The sequence below is a fragment of the Aerolutibacter ruishenii genome (assembly GCF_007830115.1).
Taxonomy (GTDB): domain Bacteria; phylum Pseudomonadota; class Gammaproteobacteria; order Xanthomonadales; family Xanthomonadaceae; genus Aerolutibacter; species Aerolutibacter ruishenii.
On the sequence record NZ_VLKP01000007.1, the window covers coordinates 104136 to 130073 of the forward strand.

A 25938-nucleotide genomic window follows, 5' to 3' on the forward strand; every position below is an offset into this window, starting at 1 on the left:
ACGACCTAGCGGCTACACTGCCCGCTGCCGTCATTGCGGTAAGAGGGGGGACCATGACGCCGGAAGCCAAGGCACGCCTGCTCATCGACCAGAAGCTGGAAACCGCTGGCTGGGTCGTTCAGGACCAGAAGGACCTCAACCTCGGTGCCGGGCAAGGCGTCGCAGTCCGCGAATATCCCACCGACACCGGCCCCGCCGACTACCTGCTCTTCGTCGACCGCCAACCCGTCGGCGTGATCGAAGCCAAACGCGACGAAGCCGGCCATAACCTCAGCGTCCACGAGACCCAGACCGAGCGCTACGCCAACGCCACCCTGAAGTGGCGCAAAGGCGGCACGCCGCTGCGCTTCCTCTACGAAGGCACCGGCCAGATCATCTACTTCACCGATGGCGCCGACCCAGCACCGCGCGCCCGCGAGTTGTTCCACTTCTTTCGCCCGCAGACACTGGCCGATTGGGCTGCGGAGCCCGACACCCTGCGCCGCCGCCTCACCCGGATGCCGCCGCTGCCCGAGCGCAACCTGCGCGACTGCCAGATCAACGCCGTCACCGGCCTGGAGCAGTCGCTGGCCAAGAACAAGCCGCGCGCCCTGATCCACATGGCCACCGGCGCCGGCAAGACCTTCACCGCCATCACCTCGGTCTACCGCCTGCTCAAGTTCGGCGGCGCCAAGCGCATCCTGTTCCTGGTCGACACCCGCAACCTCGGCAAGCAGGCGCAACAGGAATTCATGGCCTACACGCCGCCGGACGACGGCCGCAAGTTCACCGAGCTGTACAACGTCCAGCGCCTGGCCTCCAGCAACATCGACCCGCACGCGCAGGTCTGCATCAGCACCATCCAGCGCATGTACTCGATCCTGTCCGGCACCGAGCTGGCCGAAACCAGCGAGGACATCTCGCTTAACGAGGTAGGACAGTCCAACGCGCAGGCAAAGCTGGTGCAGTACAACCCCCGGGTGCCGATCGAGGAGTTCGACTTCATCGTCATCGACGAGTGCCACCGCAGCATCTACAACCTGTGGAAGCAGGTGCTGGACTACTTCGACGCCTTCCTGATCGGCCTGACCGCCACACCGGACAAACGCACGTACGGCTTCTTCAACGAGAACGTAGTGGCCGAGTACAGCTACGAGCAATCCGTGGTGGACGGGGTCAACGTCGGCTATGACGTGTATGAGATCGAAACCGAGGTGACTAGGAAGGGCGCCACGTTGGTAGCCAAGGAGTGGGTCGACCACCGCGACCGCAAGACCCGCGCCAGGCGCTGGGCGCAGACCGAGGAGGACACCGCCTACGGCGCCACCGACCTGGACCGCTCGGTGGTCAACCCCAGCCAGATCCGTCAGGTCATCCAGGCGATGAAGACCGCGGTGGAAACCAGCATCTTCCCGCACCGCAAGGAAACGCCGAAGACCCTGATCTTTGCCAAGACCGACAGCCACGCCGACGACATCATCCGCATGGTGCGCGAGGTCTACGACGAGGGCAACGCGTTCTGCAAGAAGGTCACCTACCGCGCCGGCGTGGATGCGGAGACCGGCCAGTCGGTGGCCGGCGATGACGCCGACAGCGTGCTCGCCAACTTCCGCAACGACTACCACCCGCGCATCGCCGTCACCGTGGACATGATCGCCACCGGCACCGACGTGAAGCCGCTGGAAGTGCTGCTGTTCATGCGCGACGTGCGCAGCAAGGGCTACTACGAGCAGATGAAGGGCCGCGGCGTGCGCAGCCTCGATGCTGAAGCGCTGAAAAAGGTCAGCAACTCCGCCGACGGTGCCAAGACCCACTTCGTGCTGGTCGACGCCGTAGGCGTGGAGAAGTCGCTCAAGACCGAAAGCCGGCCGCTGGAGCGCACCCCCACCCTAAGCCTGGACAACCTGCTCAAGGGCGTGGCGGTGGGCGCGCGCGACGCGGACACGGTGCAGAGCCTGGGCAACCGCCTGGTCCGCCTGGCCAAGCAGCTGGACGACAAGGCGCTGGCCCGGATCAAGCAGGCCAGCGGCGGCATCGGCCTGCAGGACCTCGCGCGCGGGCTGGTGCAGGCGCTCGACCCCGACCGCGTGCTGGCCGACGCGCTGGACGCTGCAAAGGCCGCCGGCATCACCCGTAGTCAGGACACGGTGACCGATGCCGAACTGGATGCCGCCGGGCGCCAGCGCGTGGACGCCGCCTGCCAGCCGTTCGACAACCCGGCGCTGCGCGACCTGGTCGAGTCGTCAAGGCGCGACCGCGAACAGCTGATCGACATCATCAACACCGACTCGGTCACGCGCAGCGAGTTTGCCGCGCAGGCACAGGCCAACGCCGAGGCCGCGGTTGGCCGCTTCCGCGAATTCCTGGAGACGCACCGCGACGAGATCGCCGCGCTGGGCTTCTTCTACGCCCAGCCGTACCGTCGGCGCGAACTGACCCTGGACATGATCGACGAACTGCACGACGCGCTGTCGCGCCCGCCGCTGATGCTGACCACCGAGAAACTGTGGACCGCCTATGCGCGCGTGCAGGAGAGCCAGGTGCGCGGCAGTGGCGTGCGCCGGCAGCTGACCGATCTGGTGTCGCTGGTGCGCTTCGCGCTGGGAATGGACGAGGAGCTGCGACCGTTTGCCGACAGCGTGGACAAGCGCTTTCAGGACTGGGTGTTCCGCCACAATGCGCGGCGCGCCACGGCGTTCACCCCGGAGCAGATGGAGTGGCTGCGGCTGGTCAAGGACCACATCGCCAGCAGCTGCCGCATCGAGCGCGACGATTTCGACTACGCGCAGCTGGCGGGCAAGGGCGGGCTGCAGAGGGCTTGGCATGTTTTTGACGGACAGCTGGATGAGTTGCTGGCGGAGATGAATGAGGAGTTGGTGGCTTAATGGCGTTTACCGCAAAGATCGCGGACCTGATCGCCGAAGACAGGACTGGTTTGTTGACCAAACACGAGTCTTGGGAGCGGGTTCCTCTGTCCGAAGTCGCGAGCATTCTGAACGGTGCTCCTTTTGACTCAGCAATGTTCAACTCTACTGGCGGACTTCCGCTGGCTCGCATCCGCGACGTAATGGCGGGCAGGACATCGACGTACTACACGGGCGAGTACGAAGACGCCTATCTGCTTGGCCAAGGGGATTTGCTGGTCGGCATGGATGGCGACTTCAATACCGGCTACTGGGGAGCGCAGATTGCCCTGCTAAATCAGCGCGTCTGCAAGCTCACGCCGACTTCTGAGCTCTATGACAAGGCGCTTCTGGGTTATGTCCTGCCGGGATACCTGGCAGCCATCAACGCCAATACACCATCGATTACGGTAAAGCATCTGTCGTCGAAGACGATTGGAGAAATCGAGTTGCCGCTTCCGCCACGCGCGGAGCAAACCCGCATCGTCGAGAAGCTGGAAGAGCTGCTGTCCGACCTCGACGCCGGCGTGACAGAGCTGAAGTCCGCGCAGCGCAAGCTGGTGCAGTACCGCCAGTCACTGCTGAAGGCGGCGGTGGAAGGCGCGCTGACAGCCGACTGGCGCACGGCCCGCGACCAGTCGCAGGAAACCGGCGCCGAACTGCTGCAGCGCATCCTCACCGAACGCCGCGCCCGCTGGGCGCAGATGCAACTCGCCAGATTTGCTGAGCAAGGCAAGACGCCGCCCAAGGACTGGCAGACCAAATATCCCGAGCCCGTTGCGCCGAACACCGCCGACCTACCGCCGCTGCCTGATGGATGGGTGTGGTCCACCATCGATCAGCTTTCCATTCATGTCCGAAATGGGCTATCACAAAAGCCAACGCAGGAGCCGATTGGTTATCCGATTCTGCGGATTAATGCCGTCAGGCCAATGACGGTCAATCTAGACGAGGTTCGCTACCTGCATCTCCCCCGTGAAGACGCCGCGCCGTATCTTTTAGCGAACGGTGATCTTCTTGCGACGAGATACAACGGAAGTGTTGATCTTCTGGGAGTCGTTGGCGTGGTTCGCGGCGTGTCTCGCGACATAGTGCATCCGGACAAGCTCATTCGAATCCGGCCAGTTCTAGGCGCACATTTGGCTGATTGGATTGAGATAGTCGCCTCAACCGGAGTCTCCCGAGCGCACATTGTATCGCGCGTAAAGACTACGGCTGGTCAGACGGGAATTTCGGGGAATGACTTGAAACGCATGCCAATTCCGCTTCCAGGTTTGGCAGAGCAAGCGGCGATAACTTCAATGGTGCGCGCTGCAATTGATGGAGTGAATGGGCAACAACAAGCGGTTGATATGTCGCTCGCTCAGTCTTCTGCCCAGCGCAAGAACCTTCTAACGACCGCCTTCGCCGGCCAACTGGTCCCGCAGGACTCCAACGACGAACCCGCCAGCGCGCTGCTGGCCCGCATTCGCGCTGAGCGCGAGGCGGCCCCCAACTCCCGCTCTCGGCGCGGAGCAGGTTCAAAGCCCAGCGCCGCTGACCGGACGCCCCGCCAAGGCAGGCGCAGCAGAAAGGCCAAGGAGGCCGAATGAGTTCTCCAACCAACGAAAGTCCGCAGTTCTCCCTCTTCGACCAGATCAATCCACCGCCAGAGCGGGCGGCTGGCGAGGATGCTGTCACGCCCGCAGGCAGGTTCAGCAATTTCATCGTGTACGTCGATGAGAGCGGCGACCATGGCATGGAAAAGCTGGACCCGAATTACCCGTTGTTCGTGCTGGCGTTCTGCGTCTTCTACAAGCGCCATTACGCCGAGAAGGTCGTCCCGGCGCTGGAGAAGTTCAAGTTCAACCATTTCGGCCATGACCTGGTCGTCTTGCATGAAACCGACATCCGCAAGGAAACGGGTGCGTTCCGGTTCCAGAGCCGGCGGCACAAAGAGGACTTCCTCGGCCAACTTACCGACATCATCGAGGCAAGCAACTTCATCCTGATCGCCTGCGTGATCGACAAGGAACAGTTGCGTCAGCGCGGTTCAAGCGCACCTTCCAACCCTTATCACTTGGCATTGGGCTTCTGCCTTGAAACGCTGCACGACCTGATGCAGGAAAAGAAGCAGGACGAAAAGCTCACCCACGTCGTCGTGGAATGTCGCGGCAAGAAGGAGGATGCGGAGCTTGAGCTGGAGTTCCGGCGGATCTGCGATGGTGCAAACCGCAAGGGCATTTCGCTGCCCTTCGACATCATTTTTGCGGACAAGCGCGTCAATTCGTCCGGCCTTCAGCTTGCGGATCTGGTGGCAAGGCCTGTCGGTCTCAACCGGTTGCGTCCCACGCAGGAAAACCGGGCGTTCGATGCGCTCAAGCGCAAGTTCTTCTGCAGCGGCGGCCGCGACAACGTGGGGGCGGGGTTCGAGAACTGGGGGCTGAAGGTTTACCCGGCCCCAGAAAGCGAAAAGCCCCGGTGAGGCTCACCGAGGCTGGACGCCGACCGGGTTCTCCCAGTCCACTTGGCCGAATTATAGGCAGGTTGTCCGGTCTCAAGCAATGCGACGGGTGATGCGATTGTCACTCGCCAATCCTTAATAAAGACATTTAAAAACAATGCGTTATTCAACCTTGCCGTGATCCGGATATGAACAGCACCGCCCTCGTCCAGAAGATCTGGAACTTCTGCCACACCCTGCGCGACGACGGCGTGGGCTACGGCGACTACCTGGAACAGCTGACCTACCTGCTGTTCCTCAAGCTGGCGCACGAGTACTCGCAGCCGCCCTACAACCGCGACACCCACATCCCCAGGAGCTGCGACTGGACCAGCCTGCGCGGCAAGACCGGCGCGCCGCTGGAGGCCCACTACCTGAAGGTGCTGCACAAACTGGGGGAGGAGCCCGACATGCTCGGCGCGATCTTCTTCAAGGCGCAGAACAAGATCCAGGACCCGGCCAAGCTGGCGCGGCTGGTGCAGATGATCGACGCCGAGGACTGGGTCAGCCTGGACGCTGACACCAAGGGCGACCTGTACGAGGGCCTGCTGCAGAAGAACGCCGAGGACACCAAGAGCGGCGCCGGCCAATACTTCACCCCGCGCGTGCTGATCCAGGCGATGGTCGAGTGCGTGCAGCCCGAGCCCGGCAAGACCATCGCCGACCCGGCCTGCGGCACCGGCGGCTTCTTCCTCGGCGCGTACGAGTGGCTCACCCGCGACGGCGTGCAGTTGAATAGGAAGCAAAAGGAGTTCCTGCGCCGCCAGACCTTCTTCGGCAACGAGATCGTCGCCGCCACCCGCCGCCTGTGCCTGATGAACCTCTTTCTGCACAACGTTGGCGACCTGGACGGCGAGCCGACGGTGGACCGCGCGGACGCGCTGATCTCCGAGCTCCGGCAGAAGGTGGACTACGTGCTGGCCAATCCGCCCTTCGGCAAGAAGAGCAGCATGACCATCACCAATGCCGACGGCGAAGAAGACCGCGACGCGCTGACCTATGAGCGCCAGGACTTCTGGCAGACCACGTCCAACAAGCAGCTGAACTTCCTCCAGCACATTGTCTCGATGCTCAAGACCACCGGCCAGGCCGCGGTGGTACTGCCGGACAACGTGCTGTTCGAAGGCGGCGCCGGTGAGAAGATCCGCCGCAAGCTGCTGGAAACCTGCGACGTCCACACCCTGCTGCGATTGCCCACCGGCATCTTCTACGCGCAGGGCGTGAAGGCGAACGTGCTGTTCTTTGACGCCAAGCCCAAGGACGGCAAGGTCCACACCAAAGGCGTGTGGATCTATGACCTGCGCACCAACAAGCACTTCACGCTCAAAACCAAGCCGTTGCGCCGCGAGGACCTGCGGGAGTTCGTGGAGGCCTACAACCCGGCCAACCGCCACAAGCGCAAGGAATCGGAGCGGTTCCGTTACTTCGACTACGAAACGCTCGTCGCTCGCGACAAGGCCAGCCTGGACATCTTCTGGCTCAAGGACGACAGCCTGGATGATCTGGACAACCTGCCGCCGCCGGATGTGCTGGCGCAGGAGATCATCGACCACCTTGAAGCGGCACTGGTCGCGTTCCGTGAGGTCGCGTCCGCGTTGCCGAGCAGCCGACAAGGCTGATTCATCTTGTTGATGCACGCATTGCCAAAGGAAACCGTATGAGCTGGCTGATCACCAAATACCTCCTCACCGCCGCGGTGGTGGTCCTGGTCTCCGAGGCCGCCAAGCGAAGCGACAAGCTCGGCGGTTTTGTCGCCGCGTTGCCACTGGTCACCGTGCTGGCCCTGATCTGGCTGTACGTGGAAAAGCAGCCGCAGGCCAAGATCGCCAACCACGCCTGGTACACGTTCTGGTACGTGGTGCCCACGCTGCCGATGTTCCTCGCATTCCCATTCCTGCTGGGGCGCATCGGGTTCTGGCCGACCATGGCGGCCAGCGTGGTGATCACGGTGGTCTGCTTTGGCCTGTTCGCGCTGGCGGTGCGGCCGTTCGGCATCGAGCTGCTGCCCTGAGCATCCCGGCCGCCGCCCTCAGATCACGTCCCACGCATAGCCGCCGCGCGCCAGCACGTCCGCCGCCAGGCCTTCGATCTGCTCGTCCTCGTTGCGTTCCAGGCCGCGCAGGTTGCGTGCCATGCGACGCCGGGCCTCCCGGGTGAACACACGGGCGATGTCCAACGCCTGCGCGGCGGCCGGGTGCTCCTGCTTGAGCAGGCTGTCCGCACGCGACAGCACGCACAGGCCCACGAACAGGTCGATGGTGATGTCGCCGATGCGCTTCTGCGCATGCTGCTGGTCGGCGATGGCCTTGCCGTGCTTGCGCAGCAACTGGTCGGACGCCTTCGACAGTTCCACCGTGTACTTCTCGTACACCGGAGCCAGCTTGCGCAGCGGTTCGGCCAGCGGATGCACGATGCGGTCGGTGCCCACGCCGGTGGCTTCGCGCATGCGCCGCGCGGTGTAGTCGCCCAGCACGCCGAAGCCCTTGATCGGGTCGTTGAAGATGTCGCCCACCGCGGCCTTCAGTTCGCCCAGCCCCGCGCCCACGCCCTTGAGTCCGGACAGCGCGATGTACAGGCGCAGGATCTCGTTGGTGCCTTCGAAGATGGACAGGATGCGGGTGTCGCGGGTGATCTGCTCGTACGGGAACTCGCGCATGAAGCCGTTGCCGGCGGCGATCTGCAGCGCTTCGTATGACGCGCGCTGCACCGCCTCGCTGGCGAACACCTTGCTGATCGCCGCCTCCACCGAGTAATCGGTGCAGCCGCTGTCGATCAGGTGCGCGACCATCCACACCGTGCTTTCCGCGGCGAAGCAGTCCACCGCCATGCGCGCCAGCTTCTCGCGCACCAGCCCGAACTCGGCGATGGGCTTGCCGAACTGCTGGCGGTCCTTGGCCTGCGCGGTGGCCAGCCGCAGCAGCGTGCGCATGCCGCCCACCGCGCCGCCGCCCAGGCCGGTGCGGCCGCTGTTGAGGATGCTCATCGCCACCTTGAAGCCCTTGCCGACCGGGCCGAGCACGTTCTCCGCCGGCACCCGCACATCAGCGAAGGCGACGGTGGTGGTGCTGGACGCGCGGATGCCCATCTTGTCCTCGTGCGGGCCGTGGCTGACGCCCGGCCAGCCGGCCTCGACCAGGAACGCCGTCATCTTGCCTTCGGGCGTGTCGGTGCGCGCGAACACGGTGTAGAAGCCGGCAATACCGCCGTTGGTGATCCAGATCTTCTCGCCGCTCAGCGTCCAGCTGCCGTCGTCGTTGCGCGTGGCCTTGGTGCGGATCGAGGCGGCATCGGAGCCGGCGCCCGATTCGGTCAGGCAGAACGCGGCGATCAGTCCGCCGCTGGCCAGGCGCGGCAGGTAGCGCTGCTTCTGCTCGTCGGTACCGAACAGCAGCAGGCCCTTCATGCCGATGGAACTGTGCGCGCCGATGGTCAGCGACACCGAACTGTCGTGGCTGCTGGTCTGCGCGAGCACGCGCGCGTAGGCGCCGTTGGACAGCTCGAGCCCACCGTGCTCCTCGGGAATGATCAGCCCGAACAGGCCAATGTCGCGCAAAGCCTGGATGAACTCGGCGGGCTGCTCCGCATCGCGGTCGTACCGCTTGAGGTCGCCGGCCTTGTCGTCGAGGAACTGGTCGATCGCATCGGTCATCGCGCCGAGCATCTCGCGATCGCGCGCGCGGATCTGCGGGTACGGGAACAATTGTTCGTCCAGGATGTTGCCGAAGAACAGCTGCTTGGCGGCGCTTTCGTCGCGATGTGGAGCGGTGGTGGGCGATTCGGCAGCTACGGTCGACATGTTGGTGCTCCGCTGGACGTTGAATGCATTGTCCCTCTGGAACGTGGTCCGGGGCCAGCGCGCCGTTGGATTGCTGCGTTGCGCCAAGGGGGGGCGTACGCTACCTGTCGGGGAACAGGTACATGGCTGCGTCCGGCGGCATGGCCCTGGCGAGCGGTGCGCCGGACGCTTGCCGAACCGGCATCCCCCGCGAACAGGAGTCCGCCATGACCCGCATGATCTTCGTCAACCTCCCCGTCACCGACCTTGCCGCGTCGATGGCGTTCTATGAAGCGTTGGGCTTCACCAACAATCCGCAGTTCACCGACGAGACCGCCGCCTGCATGGTCTGGAGTGAGGCGATCAGCGTCATGCTGCTCACGCATGACAAGTGGCGCACGTTCACCAGCCGGCCGATTCCACCGAAGACCTCCAGCGAGGTGCTGCTCGCGATTTCGCTGGACAGCCGGGACGCGGTCGATGCGATGAACAAGGCGGCGTCCGCCCATGGCGGCACTGCGGACATCAATCCCAAGCAGGATCTGGGCTTCATGTACAACCGCAACCTCGCCGATCCCGACGGCCACGTCTGGGAGGCGTTCTGGATGGACGTGTCGGCCATGCCTACGGCGGATGCCCACTGAGGGATCTGCCAGGGCGCACCGAGCCTGGGCCCGTTGTCGCCGGTTGCCTGATTCAATCCGGTGTCAGCCCTGCTGTTCGCGCGCGATCGCCCGCCAACCGATGTCGTGGCGGTGGAACTCGCCGTGCCAGGAAATGCCCGACACCGTTTCGTACGCTTTGTGCTGCGCCGCGGCCACGGTGTCGCCCAGGCCGACCACGCACAGCACGCGGCCGCCTGCGGTGACCACGTCCTCGCCTTCCAGCCTGGTACCGGCGTGGAACACCTTGGTGTCCTCCACCTCCGGCACGTCCCAGGTGCTGATGGTGTCGCCCAGGCGCGGCGTGCCGGGGTAGTGCTCGGCCGCCATCACCACGCCCAGTGCGGGGCGCGGGTCCCACTGTGCCTGCACCCCATCCAGGTGGCCATCGATGGCCGTTTCGACCAGGTCAAGCAGGTCGGATTGCAGGCGCATCATCACCGGCTGGGTCTCCGGGTCACCGAAGCGCACGTTGAACTCGATCACCTTGGGCGCGCCGGTCTTGTCGATCATCAGGCCGGCGTAGAGGAAACCGGTGAACGGCACGCCGTCCTTGATCATGCCTTGCACGGTGGGGTTGACCACCTCGCGCATCACGCGTTCGTGCACCTCCGGCGTCACCACCGGCGCCGGCGAGTACGCACCCATGCCACCGGTGTTGGGGCCGGTGTCGCCGTCGCCCACGCGCTTGTGGTCCTGGCTGGTGGCCATCGGCAGCGCGGTGGTGCCGTCCACCATGGAGATGAAACTGGCCTCCTCGCCGTCGAGGAACTCCTCGATCACCACGCGCGCGCCGGCCGCGCCAAACGCGTAGTCAGCCAGCATGTCGGTGATGGCGGCCTCGGCCTCCTCCAGCGTCATCGCCACGATCACGCCCTTGCCGGCGGCCAGGCCGTCGGCCTTGATCACGATGGGCGCGCCCTTCTCGCGCACGTACTCCAGCGCTTCGTCCACGTGCGTGTGCACCGCGTAGTGCGCGGTGGGAATACCGTGGCGGGCTAGGAAGTCCTTGGCGAACGCCTTGCTGCCTTCCAGCTGCGCGGCAGCTGCGCTGGGTCCGAAGATGCGGTGGCCAGCGGCGCGGAAGCGGTCGACCACGCCCGCCACCAACGGACCCTCGGGGCCGACCACGGTGACCGTCACGCCTTCGCGTGCGACCAGCGCCAGCAGGCCGTCGATGTCGGTGGCGCCGACGTCCACGTTGCGGCACTTGGGCTCGCGCGCGGTGCCGGCGTTGCCGGGTGCGACCAGCACTTCGGTGACGCGCGGGGACTGGGCCAGCTTCCACGCCAGGGCATGTTCGCGGCCGCCGGAGCCGATGACGAGCAGTTTCATGTGGGTCTCGGAAGAGGGCGCAGGGTGCTGATTCTACGTGAGCGGGTGGTGGGGGGCGTTGGTCGCACGGAGGCTGGCGATAGGGGTGTTGCTACAGCGCTCTGTCGCGGCATCCTGCCGCGAGTCGCGCCGCCGGCCATCCATGGCCGGCTTTTCCGCAAAACCCCTATCGCCAGCCTCCTGACCCAATGTGCCGGGGTGGAGAAAAGCAAAAGGCGCGTGCCAAGCACGCGCCTTTTGCTTGCCAAGCCCGCCGCAATGACTGGCCGGAGGGCGGTGGACTGAGGGGGTGTTGCGGAGAGCGGACCATGGATGGTCCGCGGCCCCGACTCCGCGCAGGAAGCGCGGACGGAGGGGAGTAGCAACACCCCCTCAGTCCACCGACCCCATCCGGAGCCATTGCCGCAAAAAATCAGTGACGGAAGTGCCGCACCCCGGTGAACACCATCGCGATGCCATGCTCATCCGCCGCCGCGATCACCTCGGCGTCGCGCATCGAACCGCCCGGTTGGATCACGGCCTTGATGCCCGCTTCCGCCGCCGCATCGATGCCATCGCGGAACGGGAAGAACGCATCGCTTGCCATCACCGAACCCGGCACCACCAGCCCCGCGTCGGTGGCCTTGATGCCGGCGATACGCGCCGAGTACACGCGGCTCATCTGGCCCGCGCCCACGCCGACGGTCTGCTTGTTCTTCGCATACACAATCGCGTTGGACTTGACGAACTTGGCCACGCGCCAGGCGAACAGCAGGTCGCCCAGCTGCTCCTCGGTCGGCGCCACCTTGGTCACCACCTTCAGCTCGTCGCGCGTCACTTCGCGGATGTCGGCGGTCTGCATCAGCAGGCCCGAGCCGACGCGCTTGACGTCCATGTTGTTCCGACCGTCGCCGTGCGGAATGCGCAGCACGCGCACGTTGGCCTTCTTGGTGCAGTAGTCCAGCGCACCCTGCTCGTAGTCCGGGGCGATCAGCACCTCGACGAACTGGCGGTCGAGGATGGTCTTGGCCGTGGCCGCGTCCAGCGTGCGGTTGAAGGCGATGATGCCGCCGAACGCGCTGGTCGGGTCGGTGGCGTACGCGGCTTCGTAGGTGTCCGCGCAGCTGGCGCCTTCGGCCACGCCGCACGGGTTGGCATGCTTGACGATCACGCACGCCGGCTGGTCGAACTGACGCACGCATTCCCACGCCGCATCGGCATCGGCGAGGTTGTTGTAGCTCAGCTCCTTGCCCTGCAGCTGGGTGAAGGTCGCCAGCGTGCCCGGCACCGGCCACAGGTCGCGGTAGAACGCGCCCTGCTGGTGCGGGTTCTCGCCGTAGCGCAGGTCCATGACCTTGACGAAATTGCTGTTGTTCTGCGCCGGGAACAGCTGCTGCTTGCCGTCGGCGTCGAGCGAGGACAGGTAGTTGCTGATGCACGCGTCGTAGAACGCGACGTTGTTGAACGCGGCCACCGACAGCGCGAAGCGCGTCTTGGCCGACAAAGTACCGTCATTGACGGCAAGCTCATCCACGATGCCGGCGTACTGCGCCGGATCAGTGGCCACCGCCACGCGCGCGAAGTTCTTCGCCGCCGAGCGCAGCATCGCCGGGCCGCCGATGTCGATGTTCTCGATGATGTCGTCGAAGCTGCTGTCCGGGTTCGCCGACACCTGCGCGAACGGATACAGGTTGAGCACCAGCAGGTCGATCTTCTCGATGCCGTGCTGCGCCATCACCGCATCATCGATGCCGGCGCGGCCGAGCAGGCCGCCGTGCACGATCGGGTGCAGGGTCTTGACCCGGCCGTCCATCATTTCCGGGAAACCGGTGACATCGCTGACGTCCTTGACCGGCAGGCCTGCGTCGCGGATCGCCTTGGCGGTGCCGCCGGTGGAGAGCAGTTCGACGCCGCGCGCGGACAGCGCCTTGGCAAGGTCGATCAGGCCGGTCTTGTCGGAAACGGACAGCAGCGCCCGGCGAACGGGCAGACGGTCGGTGGTCATGGCGAGCGTGAGTGGCGTGGGGAGCCCGCCATTATACGGACAGGCTCGGCAGGCTCCCGGCCTGCATGTTCGAGGCAGCCTGTTGCCAGGCTCGGCCGCGCTGGCAGGGCATCACGCCAAGCCGTAATCCCGCAACTTCTTGCGCAGCGTGGCGCGGTGGATGCCCAGCAGGGTCGCGGCGCGGCTCTGGTTGCCCTCGCAATGGCGCAGCACTTCGATGAAGAGCGGGATCTCCAGCTCGCGCAGCGCGATGTTGTACAGATCGGCGCTGTCCTCGCAGCCGTCCAGGTCACCGAGGTAACGGCGGATGGACGTGGCGACATGGTCGCGCAGTGGCACGCGCGAGCCCATGCGGGCGTCGGAGCGATCGGCGGCAGCGTTCAAGCGGATCCCCTGTGCAACAGTCTCGTCCCGCCGTGCCGGCTTTCGCGGAAGGAACGGGAAGGCGGATTCTAGCGCGGCCACGTCGCAGGCATCGCCGCGACATGCGACCGTCAGCGGAAATCGAAGCTGAAGGCGACGGTGTCCGGAGCCGGCTCCACCACGTCGAGCAGCACGGTGGCGGTCTGTCCCGGCGCCAGTGTGTCGCCGGTCGTGTGCTGGTCGCGGTATTCATCGGGCCGGAAGGCGCGGGCGCCCACGATCTGCCCGTGGATGTCCGACAGGCTCAACAGCAGCACCGGCCAGGCCTGGTCGCGGGGTGCATCGTTACGGAACGTGGCGGTGATCTCCAGCACGCCCGGGCGGGCCGGGCTGGGACGAACGCTGCGGGTGACCATGGTGAAGGCGGCCGGGTCGCGCCACGCCGGCAGTGAGCAGCCGAGCACACCACAGACGCGCTCCAGGGTGGGGCGCCAGCGCGGTTGTGCGGCGAGTTCGTCACGCTGGGCCAGCAAGGTCTGCAACACCAGTGTGGCCAGCAGCAGCGCGATGATCGCCATGCCCGGCCAGCGCGGGCCGCTGTCCACCATGGACAACGTTTGCCGGGCGAACCGGGGAGCAGTCACCAGCCGCGGAGGATGCGACCTGGCGCGGCCACCGGCCGCCGCGGGAGCGCTCGTGGCCGTGGGGGCCTCCAGGGCAGCCGCATGTTCGGCGTGGTCCGGTGCCGGATCGGCTCGGGCACCGTCGCCCATCTCACCGTCGTGGCTTGCCGACGCGATGCCGGCGCTGTCCGGTTCGGCTGCTCGGCCCAGTTCCGCCACTGCGGGAGGCGCGTCGGCCGGTGGCGCCGCTCCACGCAGCGCACCCTGACACTGCGGACATTGTCCGTCCCTCCCCTCACGCGCGGTGACGAGGGCGACGAGGAAACCGCAGTGGGGACAGCGGAGGAACATGGCCCGAGTTTACGCAACGCATGGTGGTGGCCGGGAGTCACCTCGACCCGGACCCGCCCGAAACCGGTAACCCGTCGCAGAATCAGGCGCTGTCCGTGGTGCGACGCGTGCCGCTGATGCGGATCCAGTCCTCCAGTCGCTCGACCTGCAACGCATTGAAGTGCGGCGCATAGGCGGCGATCACCTCGTCCTCCTGCCCGGCGAGGATGCCCGACAGCGCGATTCGGCCGCCGGGCGCGACGCGCGCGGCCAGCGTATCGACCAGCGCGATGAGCGCGACCGCCAGGATGTTGGCCACCACCACCGGATAGGTGGCCGGCGGTTCGTCCTGCGGCAGGTACACGGCCATGCGCGCGGCGACGCCATTGCGTTCGGCATTGTCGTGCGTGGCGGTCAAAGCCTGCGGGTCGTTGTCCACGCCCACCGCCCGTGCGGCACCCAGCTTCAGCGCGGCCAGCGCGAGGATGCCGCTGCCGCAGCCGAAGTCGAGTACGCGCGCATCGCGCAGTGCGCCATCGTTGGCCAATCCGTCCAGCCACTGCAGGCACAGCGCGGTGGTCGGGTGCGTGCCCGAGCCGAACGCCAGTCCCGGGTCCAGGCGGACGATGGCGGGCGCGGGGACCGCATCGCCGGTGGCGGCATCCAGCTGCGCCTGCGCATCGGCAGGCAGGTCGGCATCCCAAGGCACGATCCAGGTGCGCTCGCCAAAGCGCAGTGGCTCGTACTGGTCCATCCATGCGCGTTCCCAGTCCTGGTCCTCGACTTCGCGGAAGCGGGCGCGCGACCAGTCCAGGCCTTCGTCGGCGGCCGACAGCGCGTACAACAACAACGTCTCCGACGTGCCGCCCTCGAACAGTGCGGTCAGCACCAGTTCGTTCCACAGCGGCTGCTCGCCCACGCCGGGCTCGAAGATGGCCTGCTCGTCCGGCGCATCCGCGTGCGCGTCGGCCAGGGTGACCGCCAGCGCGCCCACGTCCTCCAGCGCGCGCTCGTAGCGCGGCTGCTGGGTTTCGGTACAGGGCAGGGAGAGCTCGAGGAAGGGCATGGGCGCGGACCGGGAGGGATGCGGCATTCTACCGGCCGCGCCGGCCATCCCGGCATGCGCCACGCGGCGTGCCTGTCTCAGCCTCCGCCGATGAGGCCGCGCAGCAGGCGTTTCATCTGCTTCTTCTTGTCTTGTGGCTGCTCGGTCCGCTCGCGCTCGTCGTTGGTGGCGATGTCCATGCCCAAAGGTGCGTACGCAGTGGACTTGGTGCGCGCGCGCACGCTCCATTCCGGCGTCCACGGCGTCTTGCCGGCCGGCCGCGGCGGGTACGCCAGCGTGGTTTCCGGGCCGTAGGCGATCATCCGCAGCATGGCACCGGCATCGCGGCCTTCACCGAATATGCCCTTGGGCAGCGCGCACGACGTGCGGTCGGTAGCCAGCAGCACCTTCTCGCGGATCCATTTGTCCACGGTCGCCTCGGGCAGGTAGTCGAACATGCCCATGCCGGCGTCGGCGGTCTCGGCGCTGCTCCACAGCACCATCGCGTCGCCCTTGTGCCCATCGCATGCAGGAAGTAGCCGCGCGCGCGGGCCACCGGCTGCCAGCCCAGGTTGAAGCCGGCCGCGAAGGAGCCGGTGCTGCTCAACGCGATGGCCGGCATGAAGTCCTGCGCCTGCTGCAGGTCGAAGCGCAATGATTCGGGCACCTGCGGGCCGACGATCTGGTGCTGGCCCACCAGCGATGCCCCCTGTGGAATCGACCGGTGGTCGCGATCATTGGGCCACAACGCATAGGTCGGGCCGATATCCGGGCTGCGGTCGGGCGCGTAGCGGCCTTGCAGCGAGCCGCTGACCTGGACCTGGCCGTTCTTGCTGCTGATGGTGATCACCCGTGGCTGTCCCGCGCGCACCTCGGCACCACATCCCCAGTACACCAGGATGCGTTGCTGGTGGTCCTGGGGTTTGCCCTCCGGTTGGGTGGAGGCGCTCGGCGGCGTCGCCTTGGGCGGCAGCAGCGGTAGCCGTTCCCCGAGGCGCAGTCCGGCCGGGATCCGCTGTTCTGCTTCCTTGCCCGGTGCGGCGCCATTCCACAGGCTGATGTCGACATGGCGACCGGGCATCGCGCCGTGCCGCGCGGCACCGTAGTGGTTGCCCATGCCCTGGCCACCCAGCATGCCCATGGCCGCGCCGGCCAGTCCGTCCATCTCGGGCATGCCCGCCATGCTGTGGGTCGCGACGTCCATCCAGACCTGGGGCCTGGGTCCTTTCCCCGTCTGGCTGGCGGCCGGCAGGGCCAGCAGGCATGTGGTCGCCAGCAGGGCGGGCTTGAAGGGTATCGAACGGCGCATGCGGGGCCTCGGTGCTCGGTTGGACGGGGTCGGCCAAGGGGGCCGGCTCGGCTCTGCCGGAAAAACGGAATCCGAAGATCGTGCAGGCCAGCGCCGTGCGCCGTGGACGCGCCGCGGGGTCCCGGAAACGCCGACGCCCGCGAGGTGGATCGCGGGCGTCGGCGTATTGCTCGGCCGGGTATCGGTCAGACGATCGAGATCGTCTTCTCCTTCTGCTCCTTCAGCCGCTTCTCCAGATAGTGGATGTTCTGCCCACCCTGCTGGAAGCCGACGTCGGCCAGGATGCGCTGCTGCAGCGGGATGTTGGTCTTGATGCCGTCCACCACCATCTCGCTCAGCGCCACGCGCATGCGCGCGATCGCGGTCTCGCGGTCGGGGCCGTGCACGATCAGCTTGCCGATCATCGAGTCGTAGTTGGGCGGCACGCGGTAGCCTTCGTAGATATGGCTGTCCACGCGCACGCCCGGACCGCCCGGCGCGTGGAAGTGCTGGATCAGGCCGGGGCACGGCATGAACGTGTCCGGGTCCTCGGCATTGATGCGGCACTCGATGGCATGGCCTTCGAGCACGATGTCTTCCTGCTTCAACGACAGCGTGTGCCCCGCGGCGATGTTGAGCTGCTCGCGCACCAGGTCGATGCCGGTGACCAGCTCGGTGACCGGATGCTCGACCTGGATGCGGGTGTTCATCTCGATGAAGTAGAAGCGGCCGTCCTCGAACAGGAACTCGAACGTGCCGGCGCCGCGGTAGCCGATGCGGATGCAGGCCTCCACGCACACCTTGCCGATCTCCGCGCGCAGTTCCGGGGTGATGCCCGGCGCGGGTGCTTCCTCCACCACCTTCTGGTGGCGACGCTGCATCGAGCAGTCGCGTTCGCCCAGGTGGATGGCGTTGCCCTGGCCGTCGGCCAGCACCTGGATCTCCACGTGGCGCGGGTTCTCCAGGAACTTCTCCATGTACACCATGTCGTTGCCGAACGCGGCCTTGGCTTCCGACTTGGTGGTGGCGATGGCATTGCTCAGGTGGGCCTCGGTGTGCACCACGCGCATGCCGCGGCCGCCACCGCCGCCGGCGGCCTTGACGATCACCGGGTAGCCAATATCGCGCGCGATCGCGATGTTGGTCGCCGCGTCATCGCCCAGCGGGCCGCCGCTGCCCGGCACGCACGGCACGCCGGCGGCCTTCATGGCCTTGATCGCCTCGACCTTGTCGCCCATCAGGCGGATGGTGTCGGCCTTGGGCCCGATGAAGATGAAACCCGATTCCTCCACGCGCTCGGCGAAGTCGGCGTTCTCGGAAAGAAAGCCGTAGCCGGGGTGGATGGCCTGCGCGTCGGTGACTTCCGCCGCGGCGATCAGCGAGGCCATGTTGAGGTAGCTCTCGGACGATGCGGCCGGACCGATGCACACCGACTCGTCGGCCATGGCGACGTGCTTGAGGTTGCGGTCCACGGTGGAATGCACCGCGACGGTGCGGATGCCCAGGGCGTGGCACGCGCGCAGGATGCGCAGCGCGATCTCGCCGCGGTTGGCGATGACGACTTTATCCAGCATGGATCACCCGATCACGAACAGCGGCTGGTCGAACTCGATCGGCTGGCCGTTCTCGGCCATCACCTTCAGCACGGTGCCCGACACGTCGGCCTCGATCGGGTTGAACATCTTCATCGCTTCGATGATCGCCAGGGTGTCACCGGCCTTGACCGTCTGGCCGACGGTGACGAACGGCGGCTTGTCCGGCGACGGACTGGCGTAGAAGGTGCCGACCATGGGGGCGCGCATCACGTGGCCGTCGGGCAGGTCGCTGCCGGGCTTGGGGTGGCCACCGGTGGCGGCCTCCACCGGCGAATGCATCGGCATGGCCGGTGCCGCCGCGACCGGGGCATGCTGGATCATCGGCGCGGCCACCGCCGCGCTGCCCTTGGGCGTGCGGGCCAGGCGCACGGACTCCTCGCCTTCCTTGATCTCGATTTCGGCGAGGTTGGACTCTTCCAGCAGGTCGATCAGCTTCTTGATTTTGCGCAGGTCCATGGCGGGCCTCTTGGTCTCTATGGTCTGGCCCCGATGGCCGGGGCGTGGATGCGAAAGGGAAATCCCGGCGCGGCGCCGTGGGGGCGTCCGCGACCGGCTCAGGAAGGCTTGGTCTTGGAGACCGAATGGCTGTCCAGCCAGGCCAGCGCCGCATCGAGCGCGAAGCGGTAGCTGTTCTCGCCGAAGCCGGCGATCACGCCCAGCGCCAGGTCGCTGAAGTAGCTGTGGCGGCGGAACGGCTCGCGGGCGTGCGGGTTGGACAGGTGGACCTCGATGAAGGGAATGTCCACCGCGGCCAGCGCGTCGCGCAGGGCGACGCTGGTGTGAGTGAAGGCGGCCGGGTTGATCAGTATCAGCGCGGTGCCGTCGTGGCGCGCGGTCTGTACCCGGTCGACCAGCACGTGCTCGGCATTGGACTGCAGGCTGTCGTACTGGTGCCCGGCACGCTCGGTGCCGGCGCGCAGCGCACCGTCGATCTGGGCCAGCGTGGTGCGGCCGTAGATGCCCGGTTCGCGGTCGCCGAGCAGGTTGAGGTTGGGGCCGTTGAGTACCAGCAGCTTCGCCATGGCCGTCCATACGGGCATCGGGAAGGGCGCAGTGTGCGTGAAGGCGGGTCAGCTGTCCAGAAGTTCGCCGCTATTTCGCAGAAGATGTCGCGATTTAATCAGTTGTTTGAGTTTTGACTCTAACGCTGTGACCAGCCATCGATTTCGCCGTGCTGGAACGGCCCGATGCGTTGCTTGAGCAGTCGTCCGTCGGCCGAAAGCAGCACGGAGTAGGGCAGCACGCCTTGGGGATTGCCCAGTTGCACGCCGCTGTCGCGGGGGCCTGCGATGTCGACCAGGATCGGATAAGCGACCGGGGTGCGCTGCAGGAACGCCCGCACCGCCTCCGTGTCGTCCAGCGCGATGCCGACCACTTGCGTGCCGTTGGCCCCCTGGACCTTGGCAAAGCGGTCGAGCTCGGGCATTTCCTCGATACAGGGGCCGCACCAGCTGGCCCAGAAGTTGACCAGCAGCGGACGCCCCGCATAGGTGGCGGGCAGCTCGACCATGCTGCCCGACAAGGACGGCAGCGAGAGGGTCGGGATGATGTCACCGCGGCGGGCCACGGCCAGGCCTTCGGGTGTGGCGGGGGCGTTGGCGCTTGCCACCGCCTGCAATGCGCGCTGGCCCACTTCCGAGCGCAGCAGCGGCCCCGGGCCATTGGTCCACAGCCCGGCGACGACGCCTGCAACGCCGGCAGCCACCGCCACCAGCACGATCTTCGTCGCCGATTTCACGAATGGCCGCCCGCGGCCTCGCGCAAGGCCCGGTCGACGATCGCCTCGGTCAGCACGGTCGGCAATACGCGGCCTTCGCCGCCGCCGCGCGGGAAGACCACGTACAACGGCACGCCCACCGCCTTGTATTGCTGCAGGAAGGTGGTCAGGGTCGGGTCGACGTCGGTCCAGTCACCGACCATGTACACCGCGTTGGCGGCCTCCATCGCGCTGCGGAAGCCTTCGCCCTTGAATACGGTCTTCTCGTTGGCCTTGCAGGTCACGCACCAGTCGGCGGTGACGTTGACGAAGACCACCCGGTCGGCGGCGCGCAGGTCGGCCAGGCGCTGTTCGCCGTAAGGGACCGCGCTGATGCCGTCGATCGGACCGGCGGGCGCGACCTGTGCCGCGGGCCTGGGCAGGCCGTGGATGGTGTGCAGCGGCCACGCCAGGGCCAACATGCCGAGCAGCGCCGCGGCGGTCGCCCAGCGGTGGCCGGTGCGGCGGGACCGCGTCCAGGCCCATGCGGCGAAGGCCAGCAGCACGGCCGCCAGCAGCCACCAGCCCACCGCGTCGGCACCGCGCTGGCGTGCCAGCACCCACGCCAGCCAGGCGGCGGTGAGGTACATCGGAAAGGCCAGCGCCTGCTTGAACGTCTCCATCCATTCGCCGGGGCGAGGCAGGCGTTTTGCCAGCGCGGGAATGAAGCCGATCAGCAGGAACGGCAGGGCCAGGCCGAGCCCCAGCGCGAGGAACACCGCTAGGGCCGCTCCCGACGGCGCGGCAAAGGCCCAGGCCAGCGCCACGCCCATGAACGGAGCCGTGCACGGGGTTGCGACCACCACGGCCAGCACGCCGGTGAAGAAGTCGCCCATCGGCCCGCTGCGGGTGGTCAGCGCATGGCCGGCACCCGTCCAGCGGCCGCCCACGTGCCAGACCCCGGACATGCTCAACCCAAGGCCGAACATCACCAGCGCCAGCACCGCGATCACCAGCGGCTGCTGCAGCTGGAAGCCCCAGCCCAGCGCCAGGCCGGCCTGGCGCAGGGCCAGCGCGACCACGCCCAGCGCGGCGAAGCTGAGCATCACCCCGGCGGTGTACCAGAGGGCATGCCGGCGCGCGCGCACCGGGTCCTGGCCGTTGCCGGCCAGCGAGAGTGCCTTCAGCGACAGCACCGGCAGCACGCACGGCATCAGGTTGAGGATCAGGCCGCCCAGCAGCGCGAACACCAGTACCGTCCACAGGGAGCGCTCCGCGCCCGGGAGCGCGGCATCGGGGGTGCCGGCCGCGGGAGCCGAAGCGGTCTGCGGGGGTGCCGTCGCCGGCAGTGCTGCGTCAGTCCCAGCCGACAGGGAATCCCTCTCCCCGGTCGCTGAGGCCACGGCATCGGTGGCGTCGGCGACCGGCGGTTGGCCGCTGTCGCCGGGGGTGGGCTGCACGGCGACGGTCGCCGATGGCGGCGTCACGGTGCCGCGCGGCAATGACACGGCCACGGTCCGCGTCATCGGCGGGTAGCAGATGCCGTCGTTCTGGCAACCCTGGAACGTGGCGGTCAGGCGCAGGTCCACCGCGTCGGCGCGGGTGCGGACCACCGGCACCGGGACGTCGATCTGGTTGAAGTACACGGTCGTGCGTCCGAAGTACCCGTCCTCGTGTGGGGTGCCCTGTGGCCAGCGCGGCGTGCCCAGGCGCAGGCCGGCCTGCGTGGCCCCGGCGTCCAGGGTGAGGCGGGTGTTGTCGCGGTACAGGTAATAGCCGCGCGCGGGTGTGAAACGCAGCAGCAGCGTGTTGCCGTCGCCGGCAATCGCCTCGAAGCCATAGGCCTGCTCCGGCGGCAGCGGCAGCGCGTCCACGGCGCCGGTATTGCCCAGTACCCCGAGACCCACCGGGGCACTTCCGGTGCCCACGTTGCCGAAGGCCACGACCGGAGCCTTCTGCGCGGCGGGCAGGGCCACGGTGATGCGGCGGGTCTGCGGCGGGTAGCAGATGCCGACGTCGGCACAGCCCTGGTACTTGATGGTGAGCGTGGTGCGGTCGGCATTGGCGGTGCCGGGCAGCGTCGCCAGCAGGGAGCCGCGGTAGGTTTCCACGTCGCCGAAGAACTCATCGCGGTACGCCTTGCCCTTGGGCAGCTGCAACGCGCCGGCGCTGAAGCCCGCGTCGGCCTGCACGGCGGTGCGATGCCGGTACAGGTAGTACCCATCGGCGATCTTCCACTGCACGCTGATCCGGCCCGCGTCCGCGGCCTGTGCGCTCAGGACGAAGACCTCGTCCACCGGCGGCAACTGGTCAGGCGTCGCCGCGGCGGCGGAGTGGCCCAGCAGGGCCGCGAACAGGGCAAGTACGGGGCGGAGGCGGCGGAAGGGGCGGGCGCTGGGCCGGTGGTCAGTCATGGTCTCGGGTCTGTTGGGCCACCCAGGCGACGTACTCGGGCAGGCCGGCGCTGGCTTCGACCGCCAGCACTTCAGGGAGTTCATACGGGTGCAGTTCGCGCAGCCGCCGGGTCAATGCCTCCACCCGGTCGCCGGTGGTCTTGACCAGCAGCAGCACTTCGTCAGCCTGCTCGACCTGCCCTTGCCAGCGGTAGGTGGAGCGCACGCCGGGCAGCGCGTTGACGCAGGCGGCCAGGCGCGCCTCGACCACGGCATGCGCCAGCCGGTCGGCGGTGGCGGCATCGGGGCAGGTGCAGAACACGAGCAGCGTGGGCATCAGCCAATTCTACCGGCCCCCGGCATGCACTGCCTCCGGCTCATTCAGGTGTCCCGGCCAAGTGTCCCGGCGCGCGCTCCTCGTCGCGGCGCTCGCGCCGGTAGCGGCCAGTGCGCATGCCGGCCAGTTGTTCGGCCAGTTCCACCAGGGGCGGGCGGGCCCGCATCGGGGTGTCGCGGAACGCGCGGATCAGCCGTACTTCGATCGGGTCGTCGACCAGCAGCGCGTCCACGGCGGCGATTGCGTCCAGTGCCGCTTCGGCCGACGGGCGCATCAGGCCGCGGCCGGTGGCCAGCCATTCGAACTGCACGCCCGTGGCCAGCGCGATGGCCCGCAGGTGGTTCACGCTGGGGTGCTTGCCGTCGGTGGCCTCCCAGTGGCTGACGGCGCTGCGCTGGACGCCCACCACGGCGCCGAGGGCAGCCTGGGACAGCCCGGCGTGGCGGCGGGCGAGGCGGATGCGCTCCTGCGAGGTCATGGTGGGTCCCTGGTTCGGAGTGGATGCGTTCCGATACCAATAGTAACCAGGTGATCAATAGGCACGCAACGTGTGTGCTTTCGGTAGCCATAGATGCATAAAGGTGCCGAATATTCACGTTTTGCCATGACATCTGTCGCAGTATGGACACTTGAATTGGCGTCCAGCTCCCCGTCATGGACTGTTTGCCTGACAAAATTTGATCAATACTGACGCATGCCGGCAGGAGGCCGGTTCGACAAGGGGTGTCTGGTCTGGGGAGGCGGCGCAGGACGGCGCCAAGCAGAGGATGGCCATCCCCGTACCGGAAAGGGCGTGGACCTTCGGGGTCACGCCCTTTCTTTTTCAGGGATGGCCGGGCGCCCTTGAAAGGCGTCCGTCAACGCCCCATTACAGCGCGGTCCCGGTTTGACCGGGCGCTGCCGTCCAGCGTTTTGGCACTCGTGCTGGCCGACTGCTAACATTCACAATCTTTCCCCACCCTTTCAACCACTTACGAGGTTGTCATGTCGAATATCAAGCCGCTCTATGACCGCGTGGTCCTCAAGCGCATGGAAGAAGAAAAGCTGTCCGCCGGCGGCATCGTGATCCCGGACTCCGCCACCGAGAAGCCGAGCAAGGCGGAAGTCGTCGCCGTCGGCGAGGGCAAGGTGCTGGATAGCGGCAGCGTGCGCGCGCCGAAGGTCAAGGTCGGCGACAAGGTCTATTTCAAGAAATACGGCGGCACAGAGGTTAAGCACGAGGGTCAGGATTATCTGATCGTCTCGGAAGACGACATTCTCGCGATCCTCGGCTGATCGCCCGCGGCGTGGGCCGTGCCGGGTGCGACCTCGCGTCCTCGACCGGCCACCGCTTGGGCGGACCCCGCGCCGCGCCGTCGCATTCACCTTCTTCTAATACATTTTTTACTGAGGTAATCCGCAATGGCTGCCAAGGAAATTCGTTTCGGTGAGGACGCTCGCGCCAAGATGGTGCGCGGCGTCAACGTGCTCGCCAATGCCGTCAAGGCCACCCTGGGCCCGAAGGGCCGCAACGTCGTGCTCGAGAAGAGCTTCGGCGCGCCGACCATCACCAAGGACGGCGTGAGCGTCGCCAAGGAAATCGAGCTGGCCGACAAGTTCGAGAACATGGGCGCGCAGATGGTCAAGGAAGTCGCTTCCAAGACCTCCGACAACGCCGGTGACGGCACCACCACCGCCACCGTGCTGGCGCAGGCGTTCATCCGCGAGGGCATGAAGGCGGTCGCCGCCGGCATGAACCCGATGGACCTCAAGCGCGGCATCGACCAGGCCGTCGTCGCCGCCGTCGGCGAGCTGAAGAAGATCAGCAAGCCGTCGTCGACCTCGAAGGAAATCGCCCAGGTCGGCACCATTTCGGCCAACTCCGACGCCAACATCGGCGACCTGATCGCCCAGGCGATGGACAAGGTCGGCAAGGAAGGCGTGATCACGGTGGAAGACGGTTCGGGCCTGGAGAACGAGCTGGACGTGGTCGAGGGCATGCAGTTCGACCGCGGCTACCTGTCGCCGTACTTCATCAACAACCAGCAGTCGATGCAGGCCGAACTGGATGATCCGTTCATCCTGCTGCACGACAAGAAGATCTCCAACGTGCGTGACCTGCTGCCGGTGCTGGAAGGCGTGGCCAAGGCCGGCAAGCCGCTGCTGATCATCGCCGAGGAAGTCGAGGGCGAAGCGCTGGCGACCCTGGTGGTCAACACCATCCGCGGCATCGTCAAGGTCTGCGCCGTCAAGGCTCCGGGCTTCGGCGACCGTCGCAAGGCGATGCTGGAAGACATGGCCATCCTGACCGGCGGCACCGTGATCTCCGAGGAAGTGGGCCTGTCGCTGGACAAGGCCACGATCAAGGACCTGGGCCGCGCGAAGAAGGTGCAGGTCTCGAAGGAGAACACCACCATCATCGACGGCGCGGGCGACACCGCCGGCATCGAGTCGCGCATCAAGCAGATCAAGGCGCAGATCGAGGAGACCTCCTCGGACTACGACCGCGAGAAGCTGCAGGAGCGCGTGGCCAAGCTGGCCGGCGGCGTGGCGGTGATCAAGGTCGGCGCTTCGACCGAGATCGAGATGAAGGAAAAGAAGGCACGCGTTGAAGACGCGCTGCACGCCACCCGCGCTGCCGTGGAAGAAGGCATCGTCCCGGGCGGCGGCGTCGCGCTGCTGCGCGCCAAGGCGGCGATCGTTGGCCTGAAGGGTGCCAACGAAGACCAGAACCACGGCATCGCCATCGCCCTGCGCGCGATGGAAGCCCCGCTGCGCGAGATCGTGACCAACGCCGGTGAAGAGCCGTCGGTGGTGCTGAACCGCGTGATCGAAGGCACCGGTGCGTTCGGCTACAACGCCGCCAACGGCGAGTACGTCGACATGCTGGAAGCCGGCATCCTGGACCCGACCAAGGTCACCCGCACAGCGCTGCAGAACGCCGCGTCGATCGCCGGTCTGATGATCACGACCGAAGCGATGGTCGCCGAGCTGCCGAAGAAGGACGAGCCGGCGATGCCGGGCGCCGGTGGCATGGGCGGCATGGGTGGCATGGACTTCTAAGTCCCGCTTTCCGCTGCGACAAACCAAACAAAGACCCCGCCCGTTGGCGGGGTTTTTGTTTGGTTCATCCACATGGCGGAGAGCCTCACTGCCTCACTGCCTTACT

23 protein-coding genes are annotated in these 25938 nt (G+C 66.8%); 8 read left to right on the forward strand and 15 right to left on the reverse strand.

Going from position 1 to position 25938, the window contains the following annotated elements; translation table 11 throughout:
• The first annotated feature begins 53 nt into the window (after positions 1 to 53).
• The 5 genes from IP93_RS09430 (at position 54) to IP93_RS09450 (ending at position 7375) form a co-directional block, all read left to right on the forward strand.
• Complete coding sequence (locus IP93_RS09430; protein WP_144814911.1) at positions 54 to 2864, forward strand: type I restriction endonuclease subunit R; 2811 nt, start codon at positions 54 to 56, stop codon at positions 2862 to 2864.
• Positions 2864 to 4474, forward strand: coding sequence for a restriction endonuclease subunit S (locus IP93_RS09435; RefSeq protein WP_144814914.1), 1611 nt, complete (start codon positions 2864 to 2866; stop codon positions 4472 to 4474). Before IP93_RS09430 ends, IP93_RS09435 begins: the two co-directional genes overlap by 1 nt.
• Positions 4471 to 5346 (forward strand): DUF3800 domain-containing protein, encoded by an 876-nt coding sequence (locus tag IP93_RS09440; protein ID WP_144814916.1) that lies wholly within the window; start codon positions 4471 to 4473, stop codon positions 5344 to 5346. The genes IP93_RS09435 and IP93_RS09440 overlap by 4 nt, the downstream gene beginning before the upstream one ends.
• Positions 5347 to 5513: 167 nt before the next feature.
• Positions 5514 to 6983: a class I SAM-dependent DNA methyltransferase gene (locus tag IP93_RS09445; RefSeq protein ID WP_144814919.1), complete on the forward strand. Its 1470-nt coding sequence runs from the start codon at positions 5514 to 5516 to the stop codon at positions 6981 to 6983.
• A gap of 38 nt (positions 6984 to 7021) precedes the next feature.
• Positions 7022 to 7375, forward strand: coding sequence for a DUF3147 family protein (locus IP93_RS09450; RefSeq protein ID WP_144814922.1), 354 nt, complete (start codon positions 7022 to 7024; stop codon positions 7373 to 7375).
• 18 nt (positions 7376 to 7393) lie between these two features.
• Here IP93_RS09450 and IP93_RS09455 read toward each other — a convergent pair whose 3' ends face one another.
• The gene (locus tag IP93_RS09455; protein ID WP_144814924.1) at positions 7394 to 9160 is read right to left on the reverse strand and encodes an acyl-CoA dehydrogenase family protein; all 1767 of its coding nucleotides are present in this window, start codon (positions 9158 to 9160) and stop codon (positions 7394 to 7396) included.
• A gap of 206 nt (positions 9161 to 9366) precedes the next feature.
• Between IP93_RS09455 and IP93_RS09460 the strand changes: the two genes are divergently transcribed.
• On the forward strand, positions 9367 to 9783 hold the full coding sequence (locus IP93_RS09460) for a VOC family protein (protein ID WP_144814926.1): 417 nt from the start codon (positions 9367 to 9369) through the stop codon (positions 9781 to 9783).
• 63 nt (positions 9784 to 9846) lie between these two features.
• Here the strand turns inward: IP93_RS09460 and purD are convergent, their stop codons facing one another.
• The 14 genes from purD to IP93_RS09525 form a co-directional block, all read right to left on the reverse strand.
• Positions 9847 to 11136, reverse strand: a complete 1290-nt coding sequence (gene purD / locus IP93_RS09465) for a phosphoribosylamine--glycine ligase (RefSeq protein WP_144814929.1) — start codon at positions 11134 to 11136, stop codon at positions 9847 to 9849.
• 412 nt (positions 11137 to 11548) lie between these two features.
• Positions 11549 to 13120, reverse strand: a complete 1572-nt coding sequence (gene purH, locus IP93_RS09470) for a bifunctional phosphoribosylaminoimidazolecarboxamide formyltransferase/IMP cyclohydrolase (RefSeq protein ID WP_144814932.1) — start codon at positions 13118 to 13120, stop codon at positions 11549 to 11551.
• Positions 13121 to 13231: 111 nt separating this feature from the next.
• Positions 13232 to 13504, reverse strand: coding sequence for a DNA-binding transcriptional regulator Fis (gene fis / locus IP93_RS09475; RefSeq protein WP_199747172.1), 273 nt, complete (start codon positions 13502 to 13504; stop codon positions 13232 to 13234).
• 110 nt (positions 13505 to 13614) lie between these two features.
• On the reverse strand, positions 13615 to 14127 hold the full coding sequence (locus IP93_RS15640; protein ID WP_158636318.1) for a DUF3426 domain-containing protein: 513 nt from the start codon (positions 14125 to 14127) through the stop codon (positions 13615 to 13617).
• Between the two features lie 412 nt (positions 14128 to 14539).
• Positions 14540 to 15502 carry a 50S ribosomal protein L11 methyltransferase gene (prmA, locus tag IP93_RS09485; protein WP_144814936.1) on the reverse strand — a complete coding sequence of 321 codons (963 nt, stop codon included), beginning with the start codon at positions 15500 to 15502 and terminating at the stop codon, positions 14540 to 14542.
• Between the two features lie 77 nt (positions 15503 to 15579).
• Entirely contained in the window at positions 15580 to 15813 is a 234-nt protein-coding gene (locus IP93_RS15645; protein WP_158636319.1) for a hypothetical protein, read from the reverse strand.
• A complete protein-coding gene (locus tag IP93_RS09490) occupies positions 15801 to 16790 on the reverse strand; it encodes a hypothetical protein (protein ID WP_144814939.1) in 990 nt (329 codons plus the stop codon). The genes IP93_RS15645 and IP93_RS09490 overlap by 13 nt, the downstream gene beginning before the upstream one ends.
• A 185-nt stretch (positions 16791 to 16975) precedes the next feature.
• A complete protein-coding gene (gene accC / locus IP93_RS09495; RefSeq protein WP_144814942.1) occupies positions 16976 to 18343 on the reverse strand; it encodes an acetyl-CoA carboxylase biotin carboxylase subunit in 1368 nt (455 codons plus the stop codon).
• Positions 18344 to 18346: 3 nt separating this feature from the next.
• Positions 18347 to 18820, reverse strand: coding sequence for an acetyl-CoA carboxylase biotin carboxyl carrier protein (accB, locus tag IP93_RS09500; protein WP_144814945.1), 474 nt, complete (start codon positions 18818 to 18820; stop codon positions 18347 to 18349).
• A 98-nt stretch (positions 18821 to 18918) separates the two neighbouring features.
• Positions 18919 to 19386: a type II 3-dehydroquinate dehydratase gene (aroQ, locus tag IP93_RS09505; RefSeq protein WP_144814947.1), complete on the reverse strand. Its 468-nt coding sequence runs from the start codon at positions 19384 to 19386 to the stop codon at positions 18919 to 18921.
• Between the two features lie 119 nt (positions 19387 to 19505).
• Complete coding sequence (locus tag IP93_RS09510) at positions 19506 to 20102, reverse strand: TlpA family protein disulfide reductase (protein ID WP_242006827.1); 597 nt, start codon at positions 20100 to 20102, stop codon at positions 19506 to 19508.
• Positions 20099 to 22474, reverse strand: coding sequence for a protein-disulfide reductase DsbD domain-containing protein (locus IP93_RS09515; protein WP_144814950.1), 2376 nt, complete (start codon positions 22472 to 22474; stop codon positions 20099 to 20101). The genes IP93_RS09510 and IP93_RS09515 overlap by 4 nt, the downstream gene beginning before the upstream one ends.
• Positions 22467 to 22790, reverse strand: a complete 324-nt coding sequence (gene cutA / locus IP93_RS09520; RefSeq protein ID WP_144814955.1) for a divalent-cation tolerance protein CutA — start codon at positions 22788 to 22790, stop codon at positions 22467 to 22469. Before cutA ends, IP93_RS09515 begins: the two co-directional genes overlap by 8 nt.
• Before the next feature lie 40 nt (positions 22791 to 22830).
• On the reverse strand, positions 22831 to 23268 hold the full coding sequence (locus IP93_RS09525; protein WP_144814958.1) for a helix-turn-helix transcriptional regulator: 438 nt from the start codon (positions 23266 to 23268) through the stop codon (positions 22831 to 22833).
• Positions 23269 to 23774: 506 nt separating this feature from the next.
• Here IP93_RS09525 and groES point away from each other — a divergent pair.
• Together groES and groL are read left to right on the forward strand one after the other, a co-directional pair.
• On the forward strand, positions 23775 to 24065 hold the full coding sequence (groES, locus tag IP93_RS09530; protein ID WP_144814961.1) for a co-chaperone GroES: 291 nt from the start codon (positions 23775 to 23777) through the stop codon (positions 24063 to 24065).
• Between the two features lie 126 nt (positions 24066 to 24191).
• Complete coding sequence (groL, locus tag IP93_RS09535; RefSeq protein WP_144814963.1) at positions 24192 to 25832, forward strand: chaperonin GroEL; 1641 nt, start codon at positions 24192 to 24194, stop codon at positions 25830 to 25832.
• The last annotated feature ends 106 nt before the right edge of the window (positions 25833 to 25938 follow it).

Bases quoted from the DNA above. Each gene is read 5' to 3' on its own strand.
- IP93_RS09430 (WP_144814911.1), top strand. From the start codon at position 54: ATGACGCCGGAAGCCAAGGCACGCCTGCTCATCGACCAGAAGCTGGAA.
- IP93_RS09435 (WP_144814914.1), top strand. From the start codon at position 2,864: ATGGCGTTTACCGCAAAGATCGCGGACCTGATCGCCGAAGACAGGACT.
- IP93_RS09440 (WP_144814916.1), top strand. From the start codon at position 4,471: ATGAGTTCTCCAACCAACGAAAGTCCGCAGTTCTCCCTCTTCGACCAG.
- IP93_RS09445 (WP_144814919.1), top strand. From the start codon at position 5,514: ATGAACAGCACCGCCCTCGTCCAGAAGATCTGGAACTTCTGCCACACC.
- IP93_RS09450 (WP_144814922.1), top strand. From the start codon at position 7,022: ATGAGCTGGCTGATCACCAAATACCTCCTCACCGCCGCGGTGGTGGTC.
- IP93_RS09455 (WP_144814924.1), bottom strand. From the start codon at position 9,160: ATGTCGACCGTAGCTGCCGAATCGCCCACCACCGCTCCACATCGCGAC.
- IP93_RS09460 (WP_144814926.1), top strand. From the start codon at position 9,367: ATGACCCGCATGATCTTCGTCAACCTCCCCGTCACCGACCTTGCCGCG.
- purD (WP_144814929.1), bottom strand. From the start codon at position 11,136: ATGAAACTGCTCGTCATCGGCTCCGGCGGCCGCGAACATGCCCTGGCG.
- purH (WP_144814932.1), bottom strand. From the start codon at position 13,120: ATGACCACCGACCGTCTGCCCGTTCGCCGGGCGCTGCTGTCCGTTTCC.
- prmA (WP_144814936.1), bottom strand. From the start codon at position 15,502: ATGCCCTTCCTCGAGCTCTCCCTGCCCTGTACCGAAACCCAGCAGCCG.
- IP93_RS15645 (WP_158636319.1), bottom strand. From the start codon at position 15,813: ATGCTGCGGATGATCGCCTACGGCCCGGAAACCACGCTGGCGTACCCG.
- IP93_RS09490 (WP_144814939.1), bottom strand. From the start codon at position 16,790: ATGCGCCGTTCGATACCCTTCAAGCCCGCCCTGCTGGCGACCACATGC.
- accC (WP_144814942.1), bottom strand. From the start codon at position 18,343: ATGCTGGATAAAGTCGTCATCGCCAACCGCGGCGAGATCGCGCTGCGC.
- accB (WP_144814945.1), bottom strand. From the start codon at position 18,820: ATGGACCTGCGCAAAATCAAGAAGCTGATCGACCTGCTGGAAGAGTCC.
- aroQ (WP_144814947.1), bottom strand. From the start codon at position 19,386: ATGGCGAAGCTGCTGGTACTCAACGGCCCCAACCTCAACCTGCTCGGC.
- IP93_RS09515 (WP_144814950.1), bottom strand. From the start codon at position 22,474: ATGACTGACCACCGGCCCAGCGCCCGCCCCTTCCGCCGCCTCCGCCCC.
- cutA (WP_144814955.1), bottom strand. From the start codon at position 22,790: ATGCCCACGCTGCTCGTGTTCTGCACCTGCCCCGATGCCGCCACCGCC.
- IP93_RS09525 (WP_144814958.1), bottom strand. From the start codon at position 23,268: ATGACCTCGCAGGAGCGCATCCGCCTCGCCCGCCGCCACGCCGGGCTG.
- groES (WP_144814961.1), top strand. From the start codon at position 23,775: ATGTCGAATATCAAGCCGCTCTATGACCGCGTGGTCCTCAAGCGCATG.
- groL (WP_144814963.1), top strand. From the start codon at position 24,192: ATGGCTGCCAAGGAAATTCGTTTCGGTGAGGACGCTCGCGCCAAGATG.